This is a genomic window from Leucobacter sp. USHLN154 (assembly GCF_037145595.1).
Taxonomy (GTDB): domain Bacteria; phylum Actinomycetota; class Actinomycetes; order Actinomycetales; family Microbacteriaceae; genus Leucobacter; species Leucobacter alluvii.
Map to the genome: position 1 here is coordinate 156,668 of NZ_JBBCXF010000004.1, position 13,260 is coordinate 169,927.

Consider the following 13,260-nt stretch of genomic DNA (forward strand, 5'->3'; position numbering starts at 1 on the left):
GTGGACTTCTTCGAAACAATCCTGTGGCCGCTCCGCTGGCTCGTCGAGCTCGTGCTCGCGGTCTGGCATCAGGCCTTCACGTGGATCGGCATGGACCCCGAGTCGGGCCTCACGTGGGTGCTCTCGATCATCGGCCTCGTGGTCGTGGTCCGCTCGGCGCTGATCCCCGTGACGGTGCGGCAGATCAAGTCGCAGCGCCGCATGATGGATCTCGCGCCCGAGATGAAGAAGATCCAGGACAAGTACAAGGGCAAGAAGGATCAGTACTCCCGAGAGGCGATGAGCCGGGAGACGATGGCGCTCTACAAGAAGCACGGGACCAACCCGTTCTCCTCGTGCCTGCCGATCCTCATCCAGATGCCGGTCTTCTTCTCGCTCTTCTACGTACTCCGGCACGCGTCCGATAACACCACCGGCATCGGCTTCATGACGGCGGAGCTGACGAAGAACTTCAATGCCGCTGAGCTCTTCGGTGCTCCGCTGAAGATGACCTTCACGCAGGGCTGGGAGTCCGGCAACTGGACGGTCGTGGTGCTCCTGGGCATCAACGTCATCCTGATGATCGGGTCGCAGTTCTTCACGCAGCTGCAGATCATGTCGAAGAACGTCTCCGATGAGACGAAGAACTCGCCGATGTACCGTCAGCAGCGCATCCTGCTGTACATCATCCCCTTCGCGTTCCTCTTCTCAGGCGTTGCATTCCCGCTCGCGCTGAACGTGTACTGGTTCACCTCCAACCTCTGGACCATGGCCCAGCAGTTCATCGTGATCCGCAACATGCCGACCCCGGGCAGTGATGCGTGGCGCGCGCGGCAGGAGCGCCTCAAGGCGAAGGGCAAGCTGACCGACGACGAGAAGCGCGCGCAGGCTCGCGGCGAGGAGATCGCTCCCCCGAAGGCCGGTCAGCGCCAGCAGCCGGTCAGCGCCAAGCGTTCGAAGAAGAAGGGCAAGTGATGACGACCGACGATCGCACCGCACCTGACACCTCGACTGCTGAACTCAGCCTCGAAGAACTCGAGGCCGACGGCGACCTCGCTGCCGACTACATCGAGGGGCTTCTCGATATCGCGGATCTCGACGGCGACATCGATATCGACGTCGCGAACGGCCGGGCATACGTCTCGGTGACCGGAGGGGACGTCGATCTCGACCGTCTCGCGGGGGTCGATACCGTGCAGGCGCTGCAAGATCTCACTCGTCTCGCCGTGCAGGCGAAGACGGGGCGCTTCTCGCGCCTGATCGTCGATGTGGGGGGATCGCGGGACGCGCGAGCCACCGAACTCAAGCGCATGGTCGATTCGGCGGTGGCGCAGATCGCCGCGGGCCGTGAGCAGGTCGAGCTCGAGCCCATGTCGTCCTACGAACGCAAACTGGTGCACGACGACGTCGCGGATCGCGGTTACTTCTCGGAGTCCCGCGGTGAAGGCCGTGATCGCCGTCTCATCATCAGCCGGGGATGAACTCACCCCCTGTTTCACGTGAAACTCCGGAAGGACCGCCATGCCCGCTGAGCAGGTGATCGAGCAGGAACCCGCCGCCGCACCGCTGCTCGCCGGCGACCGCATCGAGATGCTGCGCGCGTTCACCGCGGACCTCGGCACGCGCGGCGAGCAGCTCGGGCTCATCGGTCCCCTTGAGGCGCCGCGTCTCTGGACACGCCATGTGCTCAACAGCGCACTGCTCGCCCCACTCATCGGCAGTGGTGCTCAGGTCGCCGACATCGGTACCGGCGGCGGAATGCCCGGCCTGGTTCTCGCGATCGTGCGCCCGGACGCGCACTTCCTGTTCGTGGAGCCGATGGAGCGACGATGCGCGTGGCTGCAGGAGCAGATCGAGGTACTCGGATTGGAGAACGCCGAAGTGCGCCGAGGGCGCGCCGAGGAGTTCCACGATGCGTGGGAGGTCGACCAGATCACGGCTCGAGCTGTGACCGCGCTCCGCAAGCTCGTCCCACTGACGGCCCCGTTGCTCCGCGACGGGGGCGAGATGCTGTTCCTGAAGGGCGCTGCTGTCAATGCAGAGATCGAAGCCGCGGCGAAGGCGCTTCGCAAGTTCCGGGTGCGTGACGTGGCTGTGGTCGAGCTCGGTGCGGACTTGTTCGCGCAGGAGCTGCTTGCGGAGACGACTCGCGTCTTTCGGGCTAAAATCGTGAGACATGGCTGAAGCGGAGAAGTCGCTGGTCGGCGACCATCTCGTCGACAAGATTCGGCGACGGCGCAAACTCGCGGAGACGGTGTCGCCACTCCCCGCTGAGACGCGCATCATCACGGTCTCGAACCAGAAGGGCGGCGTCGGAAAGACGACGACCACCGTTAATCTTGCCGCGGCCCTGGCCCGCCGCGGCGCGACGGTGCTGGTCATCGATATGGACCCGCAGGGAAACGCTTCGACGGCACTCGGCGTCCCCCATCGCCCCGAGATCACGAGCATCTACGACGTGCTCCTCGGCGATGACACGATCCCCGACGCGCTGCAGCCGACCTCAGATCACGAGAATCTATGGTGCGTTCCCTCCACCATCAACCTCGCCGGCGCAGAGATCGAACTCGTGTCGCTGGTCGCGCGAGAGCAGCGGCTGCGCACGGCGCTGCAGACCTTCCTCGCGGAATCAGAGCGCAAGTATCACTACGTCTTCATCGATTGCCCGCCGTCGCTCGGGCTTCTGACGGTCAACGCCTTTGTCGCAGCCGACGAGGTGCTCATCCCGATCCAGACGGAGTACTACGCGCTGGAGGGCTTGAGCCAGCTGCTCGGGAACATCCAGCTCATCCAGAAGCACTTGAATCCGGGCCTGCGCATCTCCACGATCCTGTTGACGATGTACGACGCCCGAACGAACCTCGCACAGGAAGTGGCCGGGGAAGTGCGTGCGCACTTCCCCGAACAGGTGCTCAGCGCGATCGTCCCGCGATCCGTGCGCATCTCTGAGGCTCCCAGCTACGGGCAAACGGTGCACGCCTATGACGGAGCTTCGATCGGAGCGCTCGCATATCTGGAGGCCGCGGCTGAGATCGCCGAGCGCGGCGAACGTGGCAGTCTCCCGGCGACAGCCGGTACACAGCATGAAGGAAAGGCGTAACGCATGGCGACCAAGAAACGAGGCGGTCTCGGTCGCGGAATCGGCGCGCTCATTCCGCAGTCGTCGTCGGGCGAAGAGCGTCCCGTCGACGTCTTCTTCCCGTCGAGCGCCGGGCTGAGCGCAGCCGGTGCCGATGCGAACGTCACCACGGAGGAGGGCGGAACGCCTGCCGCGGAAACGGCGCCGCTGCAGGAAGTGCCGGGAGCTCGCCTGACCCGTCTCGATGTCGCTGACGTCGTTCCGAACCGCGCGCAGCCGCGCACCGAGTTCGACGAGCAGGCGCTCGACGAATTGACGCACAGCGTGCGGGAGTTCGGCGTGTTCCAGCCCATCGTGGTGCGCGCGATCGAGCCCGAACCGGCCGATGGCGCCCGCTACGAGTTGATCATGGGCGAGCGTCGCTTGCGAGCGTCGAAGCGCGCGGGGCTGGAGACGATTCCCGCGATCGTGCGGAGTACCGCCGATGAGCACATGCTGCGCGACGCGCTGCTCGAGAACCTGCACCGGGCCCAGCTCAATCCGCTGGAGGAAGCGTCCGCGTATCAGCAACTGCTCGCCGATTTCGGGATCACGCAGGAGCAGCTCGCGGAGCGCATCGGCCGATCACGACCGCAGGTGTCGAATACGATTCGTCTCCTGCGCCTCCCCGAGCCCGTGCAGGCACGAGTAGCCGCCGGGGTGCTCACGGCGGGTCACGCTCGTGCGATCCTCTCGCTCGACGGCGATGTCGATGCTATGCAGCGCCTCGCCGACAAGGTGGTGAACGAGGGCCTGTCGGTGCGTGCCGCTGAGGCTGCCGCCTCGGAGCTGCCGAAGCGGAACAAACCGAAACCGCGAGCCGGAGGCGTGCAGGCGCAGCTCGGCGAGATCGCCGAGCGACTCGGCGACCGCTTCGACACGCGTGTCGCCGTCAAGCTCGGGGCGAAGAAGGGGCAGATCGTCATCGACTTCGCCACGATCGCAGACCTCAAGCGCATCCTCTCCGATCTCGGAGACCCCGGCTTCGGCGCCTGACCTCGCACCTGCGTGGAGTGGCCTGAGCGCGTCTGCTCGACGTCGCCGGGCGCAGCGCCGGCGATGTGAGGCGTGTCGCCTGCAGACAGCACAGCGGCCGGCGATCGAGTGACGATCGCCGGCCGCTGTGCTGCGTGACGGAGGCGAACCTCCGGTTGCGCGGCTTAGATGATGCCGTCGAGGTGCTTCTCGATCATCGGCTTCGGCATCGCGCCGATGATTTCGCGAACCTCGGCGCCGCCCTTGAAGACCTTCATGGCCGGGATGGACGTGATGCGGTACTGCGCAGCCAGGTTCGGGTTCTCATCGACGTTCAGCTTCGCGATGATGATCTTGCCCTCGTTCTCAGCGGCGATCTGATCGAGCACGGGCGCGACCGCGCGGCACGGGCCGCACCATTCTGCCCAGAAATCGACGAGCACGGGGACGTTGCTCTGGAGAACGGCCTGCTCGAAGCTCTGCTCGTCGACGGTGATTGCTTGTGACATGGTGACTCCTTCTGACGATTTCTTGCGGTTAGACAGTCGCGAGTGCGATCTGCTCGGCTTGCTCGCGAGCCGCGAGGTAGTGCTCGGCGTCGAGTGCGGCCACGGTGCCCGAGGCTGCTGCAGTGATCGCCTGCCGGTATGACGGGTCGATGACGTCTCCAGCCGCGAACACGCCAGGCGAAGAGGTGCGAGAACTGCGCCCTTCCACGGCGATGGTCCCGTCAGCGGTCAGGTCGAGCTTGCCGTGCACGAGGTGCGTGCGCGGGTCGTTGCCGATTGCGATGAACAGGCCGTCGAGGGCGAGGTCGCGCTCCGAGCCGTCGACCGTGTCGCGCAGCGTGATGCCGGTGAGTTCGGATTCGCCTTGGATCGCGGCGACCTCGGAATTCCAGACGAACTCGATCTTCGGATTGTCGAACGCGCGCTGCTGCATGATCTTGGACGCCTTGAGCTCCTCGCGGCGGTGAATGACGAAGACCTTGTCCGCGAAGCGGGTGAGGAAGGTCGCCTCCTCCATCGCCGAGTCGCCGCCGCCGACCACCGCGATCGTCTTCTCGCGGAAGAAGAAGCCGTCGCAGGTCGCGCACCAGGAGACGCCGTGCCCGGACAGTCGGTCCTCGTCGGCGATTCCGAGCTTGCGGTACGCCGAACCTGTGGCGTAGATCACCGTGTGGGCCTCGTGGACCGATCCGTCTCCCGCGGTCACTCGCTTCATCTCGCCGGAGAAGTCCACCTCGGTGATGTCGTCGTAGATGACCTCGGTTCCGAAGCGCTCAGCCTGCTCTTGCATCTTCTGCATGAGGTCGGGGCCCTGCACGCCCTCGGGGAAACCGGGGAAGTTCTCGACTTCCGTCGTGTTCATCAGTTCACCGCCGATGCCCACGGCGCTCGCGAATAGCACAGGCTTGAGACCGGCGCGCGCAGCGTAGATTGCCGCAGTGAAACCGGCGGGGCCGGATCCGATGATGATGATCTGGTGCATGACGCTCCTTGCACACCTGGGGATTGAGTCGCGGCGATGACCGCTCGGGTGATACAACCCATCCTAGGCGCGCAGTATTCCTGGGCTCCTGAGGGCGCCTACATCGCGGGGACGATGTCGTCGCCGCCTCCGTCCGGGCCGGTTGCCGGTGCGTTCCGGTTCCGGCGGCGACGCACGCTGCGCACGATGCCGAAGACGAGCAGCATGACCGCGAGCCCGCCCAGCGCCCAGAAGATGATCGTCTCGATACTGCTGCGGATCGTGATCGGCAGCGTACCCGTGAACACCGTCGGGCTGCCGTCGGCCGCCGAGACGCTGACGACGAGGCCTGATTCGCCGGAGGAGACACGACTGCGCACCGGCACGAGCACACGTTCGCTGGTCTCCGCGGGCACGACCACCTCGCGGAAGCGGCGCTCCGGGACCGAGAGCGCGGCGGACGCGGGGTCGACGTCGACCGTCACCACCGCATCGAAGGGAAGCGCGTTCCGCAGCTGCACCGGCACCCGCGAAGAGCTGCCGACGAGCTGGATGTGCTCGGTGCTGATCGCCTGCACTCCGCTGAGCAATTCGGCGTCGCGTTTGCGGAAGTCGGCGGCGACCTGGGCGAAGCCGTCGGCATCGGCGGCGTAGGGCGTCGAGAAGAGCTGCAGCAATCGCGTGCGCTGGTACCCGCTGAGGTACTCGGGGTGGGTGAGCACCGCACCGAGTTCGTTCACCGATCCCTCTCGATTCGAAGCCGAGCGCAGGAGTTCGAGTCGGTCTTGAGAGGGCCCGGATGGGCGGAGTTCGACCGTCCCCGTGCGCTGGTCGGCGATCGCCGTCGGAGTCGTCCACGCGAACGCCTCGAGTTGTTCGAGCAGCGCGGCGGGGTCGGAGGCGTCACCGGTCGCTCCGCGATCGAGAGCCAGTACGACCCCGTCCGATCCGCCCTGGGCGTCGACGATGAGCTCGGCCGCCAGGCGGGCCACTCCCCCGGATCGCTCCGTCTCGGTCTCGGCGTGCAGCGCCGTGCGCGCCGCCCGGTCGAGTGCAGCATCCGTGACCGTGACGCTGTCGCTCCCGAGGCGAGCGCGAGGCCCGCCGTCGAGATCCGCTCCGTCCGAGCTCAGCACGAGGGAGTCGACTCCCTCCTGGTCGAGCAGCGGGAGCAGGGCGGGATCGGCGCGGCCCTCGGCCGGCCAAACGTGAGCGGTCTCCTGCTGCGGCCAGTCGAGCAGCTCGCTGAGCGTGGGAAGGGGCAGTTCTGCTGATCCGGCTTCCCCGTCGGTGTCGGGCGCGTCGGCGCCTTCGTCACCTCCAGCGGTACCGTTCTCCTCGGCGCCCGGACCCGTCGCATCGGGGGTCTCCGAGAAGCTGCCGAATCGGCTCACGAAATCGAGGTTCGTGGGCTCCAGCAGCGTCGTGAAGCCGAGCGCCGCCTGCACCGAGGGGTCGGCGTCGGCGAACTGGAGGAGGAACGACGGGAGCGGAGTCGTCTCGAGGCGGCTGAGGAGCAACTGAGCATTCCGCGGCGCCTCGTCGCCGTACGCGCGAATGCCTGCGATGAGTCGGGGGTCGATTGCGAGCGTCGCGTCGTGGGCGCGCGCCGCCGTCAGCAGCCGGTCCCAGACGGGCGCGAGCTCCTCGAGCTGACCGCGCGTGGGCAGCGTGCGAATGTCGGAGGGCAGCACGAACGGCACGATGACGCTCATCGGCACGGTGTCCGTCCCGGCTCCCCTCCAGATCACCGGCGTCGCGGTCGACACGGTGGGACTGACCGCCGAGTCGTCCTCGCCCGGCTCTGCGCCGAACGCCGCGAAGCCCTGGTCGGAGTCTTCGGCGAACTGCAACGTCGCCCCCACGCGGTACGCCCCTGCCTCTGCCGCGGTGCCGATCGGCAGGTCGCTGCGGGAGACCGTGACTGTCGCGGTCTGCTCGGAACCGGGCGCGGTCGCCTCCACTGGCGCCTCTGCGAAGCGGTTCGCCGAAGCGGGCATCGGCTCGTCGAGGTCTCCGAGGTCGGTCAGGCGATCAGCGTCGAGGACGAGCGTGACGGTACCGGCCGGGAGTTCGGCGGTGGTCGAATTCCGGATCAGCAGCCCGAACTGCACCTCGTCGTCGCCGGCTGCGATCACCGGCTCTCGCGGCGAGACGACGAGGTCGACCCCTGCAGCGCGGTCGGCGCCTTCGTCCGAGGTCGCGTCGGCGCGGGTGCCCGACACGTGCTCGACTGCAGGGCGCTGCGAACCGGGACCGCTCGCCGTCATCGCTGCGGTCGCGGTGCCGGACGTCCCGAGCAGCGCACCGACCAGCGCGGCGACGGCGAGCGTCCGCGGCCCGAACACGCGCACGTGCAGGCGGAGTACGGAGAGCATGGCGTCAAGTCTAGGGACCGGATCCCCCACGACGACCCGGGTACCCTAGAGGGATGCCCTCCCTCGCTGCATCCATGGACGCTCTGCGCGCCATCGCCGACTCAGCGCCGGTCGCGGTTCTCGCCACGGCGTTCGCCGATCGGGGCCACGAATTCGCCCTCGTGGGGGGTCCGGTGCGAGACGCGCTGCTCGGCCGCGCCGTGACAGACCTCGATTTCACCACGTCGGCGCATCCCGATGAGACGCGCGCGGTGCTCGACGCCGTTTCGACGAACGTCTGGGACGTCGGTCGCGATTTCGGGACGATCGCTGCGCGCGTGCACGGTGAGACCGTCGAGATCACCACCTACCGCGCCGAGACCTACCGCGATGACTCTCGGAAGCCCGAGGTGCGCTTCGGCAAGACCATCGAGGGCGATCTCGTGCGCCGCGATTTCACGATCAACGCCCTGGCACTGATGCTCCCCGACCTGCGGCTCGTCGACGTCTCGGGCGGGCTCGAGGATCTGCTCGCGAGGAAGATCCGCACGCCGGGCGCCCCTGAGGAGTCGTTCACCGACGACCCGCTGCGCATGCTGCGCGCGGCGCGCTTCTCTGCGCAACTGGGATTCGAGGTCACGTCGGAGACACGGGATTCGATGGAGGAGCTCGCCGAACGCCTCGACATCATCTCGGCCGAGCGGATCCGCGACGAATTCGTGAAACTGCTCTCCGCGCGCGACCCGATTCCGGGCATTCGGTTGCTGGTCGAGACGGGGCTTGCAGAGCGATTCCTGCCGGAGCTCACGGCGCTCATCGCGACGCAGGACGACCACGGGCGGCACAAAGACGTCTACGAGCACAGTCTCACGGTGCTGCGGCAGGCGATCGAGCTCGAGCACGAGCGGCGCGCGAGCGATGCAGAAGACGACGCGGCCGCGGCGCCAGACCTCGTGCTGCGCATCGCCTCGCTGCTGCACGATGTCGGCAAACCGGCTACGCGCCGCTTCGAACGCGGGGGTGTGACCTTCCACCACCACGATGTCGTCGGTGCCAAGCTCGTGAAGAAGCGATTGCGCGAGCTGCGATTCGACAACGACACCGTGAAGCGCGTGGCGAGACTCGTCGAGCTGCATCTGCGCTTCTTCGGATACAGCGATCAGCCGTGGACGGATTCGGCGGTGCGGCGCTACGTGCGCGATGCCGGAGATGAGCTCGAGCGGCTCCACATCCTCACCAGAGCCGATGTGACGACGCGCAACCGCCGCAAGGCCGAGCGGCTGGATCACGCGTACGACGACATCGAGCGTCGGATCGCCGAGCTCGCGGAGGCGGAGGAGCTGGCGGCGGTGCGGCCGGAACTCGACGGAGAGGAGATCATGGCGATCCTCGACGTCCCGCCGGGGCCCGTCGTCGGGCGGGCGTACCGCTATCTCCTCGAGTTGCGTCTCGATGAGGGACCGATCGGCCCGGAGGCGGCTGAAGCGCGCCTCAGGGCCTGGTATGCAGAACAGGGTGGCGAGTGAATGGGAGACCGTGACGTGAGTGAGGGTGCACCGACGAGCTGGTTCGACGGACGAGCGCGCGTGCTGTTCGTGCACGCGCATCCCGACGACGAGACCATCGCGACCGGAGGAACCCTCGCCGCGCTCGCCGAGGCGGGGCGGGAGCCGCTCCTCGTGACGCTTACCCGCGGAGAGCAGGGCGAGGTCGTAGCCGGTCCGCTGGAGGCACTCGTGGCAGCGCACGGACTGGCGGTGGCGCGGCAGAACGAACTCAGAACGGCGCTCGGCATGCTCGGCGTGGATCGCCATGCGTTTCTCGGCGTCGAGCCCGCCCGCGCCGAAGGCTATCCCCCCGTCATCTACGAGGATTCCGGCATGGAGTGGGGTGCCGATGGCCGGGCGACCGCCGCGCGCGACGCGAGTCCGGATGCGCTGACGTCGGCTCCTGCGGTCGAGGCGCTGAACGATCTGCTCGCCGCCGCCTACCAGTCGAATGCGCAGGCAGTGGTGAGCTATGACGACGGCGGCGGATACGGCCACCCCGATCACGTGCTGGCCCATCGACTCGCGCGCGCCGTCGCCCACGCGCTCGACGTGCCCTTCTGGGCGATCGTCTCCGATGTGTTCGCGAGCGAGACCGACCCGGCGGCGCCTGCGAGCGAGGCGGTGGAAGTGCACGACGTCTCCCCCTGGCTCCCCCGCAAGGTCGCCGCGCTGCGGGGGTACGCCACGCAGCTCACCGTCGACGGGGACGAGATCGTGCACGTCGGCGGTCAGCGCGAGCCCATCGGCACGGTCGAAGCATTCCGGCGGTTGACGCCGGCGCCGGAGGCGCACGGATCGTCATCCGCCGCGCGCTGACTCCCGGAGCCCGTGATGAGCCGGTATCTCGACCCGGTCGAGCAGATGCTGACGCTGCCCGATGTCAGGCAGAGCAGAACGGCGTTCCATCTCTCCTGGTCCATCGGCTTCGTCGTGCTCGGGACGATCGTCGTCTGCGTCGTCCTCCGCGCCGCTTCCGCGTCAGAGGTGACGTGCGCGCCCGGTGCCGACTGCTCGGCGATGGTCGGCGCGAGCCGCGCGCTCACGCTGGCCCTCCTCCCCTTCGGATTGCTCTTCGTGCTCGCACTGAGCATCGGGGGTGCCTACATGATCCGGCACCGCCTGTGGTTCAATCGCAGCGCCGACTCGCTCCGACGTCTCACGGGCGCCCCCGTGAGACGCGTGTTCGAGCGCACGTGGAACTCGAACGATGCTGGGAACGAGTGGATCTATCAGCAGTTCCGTTCAGGCCGACTCGCCGCACTGCAGCAGCTCGGGATGCCGCAGTGGCACAACCTCGGCGACCTCTACGTGCACGTCTACGAGTCGCGAGTCGACCGCGTGGCGTACGTCTGCATCGGTTCGCACGCGGCTCGCCGACGTGGAACCGACACCGGGTGGAGGCCGGTCGTCATGGTCGGCCCGTGGTACGACTACACGATGCAGTACTTCGGGATCGCGCGGACGCCGACTGCGGCGTGACGCTGAGAGCCGAAGGTGCTAAGCTTCTGAAGTTGTCTGCGTTCAGTGCACTCTGTGCTGCGCGGAGGCACGATGTATCAACACCCTCCTGTCACAGAAATCCTGTGGCCGTGAAGTCCGAAGGAGGTGGGTCAATAATGCATCCGTACGAACTGATGGTGATCCTCGATCCGGGTATCGACGAGCGCACCGTGGCCCCCAGCATCGAGAAGTTCCTCGGCGTCATCCGCAATGCGGGCGGCGAGATCGAGAACACCGATATCTGGGGCAAGCGTCGTCTGGCCTACGAGATCAAGAAGCAGTCCGAAGGCATCTACGTCGTGGTGAACTTCACCGCGACGCACGAAGCCACCGCTGAGCTCGATCGTCAGCTGGGTCTCTCCGAGGCCGTGCTCCGCACCAAGGTGCTGCGCTCCGACGAGCTCATCGCCCAGCGCGCAGCTCAGACGAAGCGCGACCAGGCCAAGGCCGCTCGCGCAGCCGCGAAGGTCGGCGCGTAGCTCATGGCCGGTGAGCCGCTGATCACAGTCGTCGGTAACCTCGTTGCCGACCCGGAGCCGCGCGTCAGCCAGGCGGGAAAGTCGTGGGTGACCTTCCGGATCGCCTCGACCCCTCGCGTGCGCGACCGCCAGTCGGGCGACTGGTCGGACGGCGAACCGTTGTGGCTCGGGTGCCGCGCATACGGCGAGTACGCCGATAACATCGCGGCATCGCTCACCAAGGGCATGCGCGTCATCGTGCAGGGCCGTCTCACCCAGCGCAGCTACACCGACAACCAGGGGCAGCAGCGCACCTCTCTCGACCTCGAGGTCGAAGAGGTCGGGCCCTCGCTCCGGTTCGCCACGGCTCAGGTCGCGCGCGGCCAGGCACGTGGTCAGGTCGGCGGCTTCGGCGGCGGCAATGCCGGTGGAAATCAGCCGGCAGGGCAGAGCAGCTGGGGTCAAGCCGCAGCTCCGCAGCCGCAGCAGGACAACCCCTGGACCAATTCGGGTCAGGGCGAGTCGGGCGGCGGCTTCGGCGGCGGTTTCGACGACGAGCAACCCTTCTAAACTTCTTGATCCGGCTCAGCCGGAACGCATCACGAAAAGAGACCAATTATGGCAGGCAAGTCCAGCGGCACAGCCCGCAAGCCGGGTCGCGGTAAGAACGCCAAGACCCTCGCACCCGCGAAGAAGCAGACCGTCGGCGTCATCGACTACAAGGATGTCGCAACGCTCCGCAAGTTCATCTCCGAGCGCGGAAAGATCCGCGCCCGTCGTATCACCGGTGTGTCCGTTCAGGAGCAGCGACTCATCGCGAAGGCCGTGAAGAACGCCCGCGAGATGGCTCTCCTCCCCTACGCCGGTTCCGGCCGGTAAGGAGTAGAGCAAATGTCAAAGGTAATCCTCACGAACGAGGTCCAGGGCCTCGGTTCAGCCGGTGACGTCGTCGACGTCAAGACCGGTTTCGCTCGCAACTACCTCGTGCCCCAGGGCTACGCAGTGCACTGGACTCGCGGTGGCGAGGCTCAGGTTGCACAGCTCCGCGCCGCACGCGAGGCTCGCGCACTCGCATCGGTGGAAGACGCTCAGGCACTCAAGGCCAAGCTGCAGGAGGGCAAGATTCGCCTCCTGACGAAGACCGGCAACGGTGGACGTCTCTTCGGCTCCGTGAAGCCCGCCGCTGTGGCGGCCGCGGTCTCCGAGGCCGGCATCGGCGAGATCGACAAGCGCAAGATCACGCTCCCCGCGATCAAGACCACGGGTGAGTACCAGGCGATCGTGCACCTCCACGAGGGTGTCGACGCCAAGGTGACGCTGCAGGTCATCGCGCAGCGATAAGCACCGCGCACTCGCGACGGCGGGACGCCGACCCGGTTCTCCGGGTCGGCGTCCCGCCGTTCGTGTGTGCGCTCCCGTATGCGGAGTCGAACGGGCGACGGCGGCCGCGAATACGCCACCCTCCGCCGGGAGGCGGCTCGTTGAACAGCTCGTGAACGCCCGACGGTATTCGGGCCGCGGAACCGCTATCAATCCGGGCCTCGTGGCCGCAAGTTCTCCACATGTCGGGCGTTTCACGAAGCCTCAACGTGTACCTGAAACTTGAATAACTTTCTGCCTGTGGATATCTAAAACACCAGATCAAGTGCTATAAACCTCTTTCGCTCCACAAGCTCTCCACAGGTTGTCCCCAGGCGTGTGGACAAGATGTGGGGCGACGCGGTGAGTTATTCACCGAGTTATCCACAGGGTCGGTGCACCTGTTGATCCTGCTGTTTTGATCGGAGCCGCGCGGGCCATACCGTGAATGTCCGGGGTCTGGTGTCTGATCGATCAGTAACCGAGTCCATCGC

General features: G+C 66.8%; 15 protein-coding genes. 12 read left to right on the top strand and 3 right to left on the bottom strand.

What is annotated here, in order from left to right:
* From yidC to WFH23_RS08735, 5 genes are read left to right on the top strand one after another with little or no spacing between them, the layout of a single operon-like run.
* Positions 1–954 (top strand): membrane protein insertase YidC, encoded by a 954-nt coding sequence (yidC, locus tag WFH23_RS08715; protein ID WP_090145791.1) that lies wholly within the window; start codon positions 1–3, stop codon positions 952–954.
* Positions 954–1,460, top strand: coding sequence for a Jag family protein (locus tag WFH23_RS08720; protein ID WP_090145792.1), 507 nt, complete (start codon positions 954–956; stop codon positions 1,458–1,460). The genes yidC and WFH23_RS08720 overlap by 1 nt, the downstream gene beginning before the upstream one ends.
* A 40-nt stretch (positions 1,461–1,500) precedes the next feature.
* Entirely contained in the window at positions 1,501–2,163 is a 663-nt protein-coding gene (rsmG, locus tag WFH23_RS08725) for a 16S rRNA (guanine(527)-N(7))-methyltransferase RsmG (RefSeq protein ID WP_336662236.1), read from the top strand.
* Complete coding sequence (locus WFH23_RS08730; protein ID WP_234037122.1) at positions 2,156–3,079, top strand: ParA family protein; 924 nt, start codon at positions 2,156–2,158, stop codon at positions 3,077–3,079. The genes rsmG and WFH23_RS08730 overlap by 8 nt, the downstream gene beginning before the upstream one ends.
* 3 nt (positions 3,080–3,082) lie before the next feature.
* On the top strand, positions 3,083–4,093 hold the full coding sequence (locus WFH23_RS08735; RefSeq protein ID WP_200330771.1) for a ParB/RepB/Spo0J family partition protein: 1,011 nt from the start codon (positions 3,083–3,085) through the stop codon (positions 4,091–4,093).
* A gap of 164 nt (positions 4,094–4,257) precedes the next feature.
* Here WFH23_RS08735 and trxA read toward each other — a convergent pair whose 3' ends face one another.
* The 3 genes from trxA to WFH23_RS08750 all read right to left on the bottom strand — a co-directional run bounded on the left by trxA (position 4,258) and on the right by WFH23_RS08750 (position 7,920).
* The gene (trxA, locus tag WFH23_RS08740; RefSeq protein WP_336662237.1) at positions 4,258–4,581 is read right to left on the bottom strand and encodes a thioredoxin; all 324 of its coding nucleotides are present in this window, start codon (positions 4,579–4,581) and stop codon (positions 4,258–4,260) included.
* Positions 4,582–4,609: 28 nt separating this feature from the next.
* Positions 4,610–5,563 carry a thioredoxin-disulfide reductase gene (gene trxB / locus WFH23_RS08745; RefSeq protein WP_200330769.1) on the bottom strand — a complete coding sequence of 318 codons (954 nt, stop codon included), beginning with the start codon at positions 5,561–5,563 and terminating at the stop codon, positions 4,610–4,612.
* Between the two features lie 98 nt (positions 5,564–5,661).
* A complete protein-coding gene (locus WFH23_RS08750) occupies positions 5,662–7,920 on the bottom strand; it encodes a DUF6049 family protein (RefSeq protein WP_336662238.1) in 2,259 nt (752 codons plus the stop codon).
* 53 nt (positions 7,921–7,973) lie between these two features.
* Here WFH23_RS08750 and WFH23_RS08755 point away from each other — a divergent pair, with 53 nt between their 5' ends.
* From WFH23_RS08755 to rplI, 7 genes are all read left to right on the top strand, one after another.
* Complete coding sequence (locus WFH23_RS08755; protein WP_336662239.1) at positions 7,974–9,425, top strand: CCA tRNA nucleotidyltransferase; 1,452 nt, start codon at positions 7,974–7,976, stop codon at positions 9,423–9,425.
* 15 nt (positions 9,426–9,440) lie between these two features.
* Complete coding sequence (locus WFH23_RS08760; RefSeq protein ID WP_336662241.1) at positions 9,441–10,265, top strand: PIG-L deacetylase family protein; 825 nt, start codon at positions 9,441–9,443, stop codon at positions 10,263–10,265.
* Positions 10,266–10,280: 15 nt separating this feature from the next.
* Positions 10,281–10,928, top strand: coding sequence for a hypothetical protein (locus WFH23_RS08765; RefSeq protein ID WP_336662242.1), 648 nt, complete (start codon positions 10,281–10,283; stop codon positions 10,926–10,928).
* Positions 10,929–11,065: 137 nt separating this feature from the next.
* Positions 11,066–11,428, top strand: coding sequence for a 30S ribosomal protein S6 (rpsF, locus tag WFH23_RS08770; protein WP_090145806.1), 363 nt, complete (start codon positions 11,066–11,068; stop codon positions 11,426–11,428).
* Between the two features lie 3 nt (positions 11,429–11,431).
* Complete coding sequence (ssb, locus tag WFH23_RS08775) at positions 11,432–11,977, top strand: single-stranded DNA-binding protein (RefSeq protein WP_336662243.1); 546 nt, start codon at positions 11,432–11,434, stop codon at positions 11,975–11,977.
* Positions 11,978–12,025: 48 nt separating this feature from the next.
* Positions 12,026–12,286, top strand: coding sequence for a 30S ribosomal protein S18 (rpsR, locus tag WFH23_RS08780; RefSeq protein WP_010155628.1), 261 nt, complete (start codon positions 12,026–12,028; stop codon positions 12,284–12,286).
* A gap of 12 nt (positions 12,287–12,298) precedes the next feature.
* The gene (gene rplI / locus WFH23_RS08785; RefSeq protein WP_090145809.1) at positions 12,299–12,748 is read left to right on the top strand and encodes a 50S ribosomal protein L9; all 450 of its coding nucleotides are present in this window, start codon (positions 12,299–12,301) and stop codon (positions 12,746–12,748) included.
* Positions 12,749–13,260: the final 512 nt, after the last annotated feature.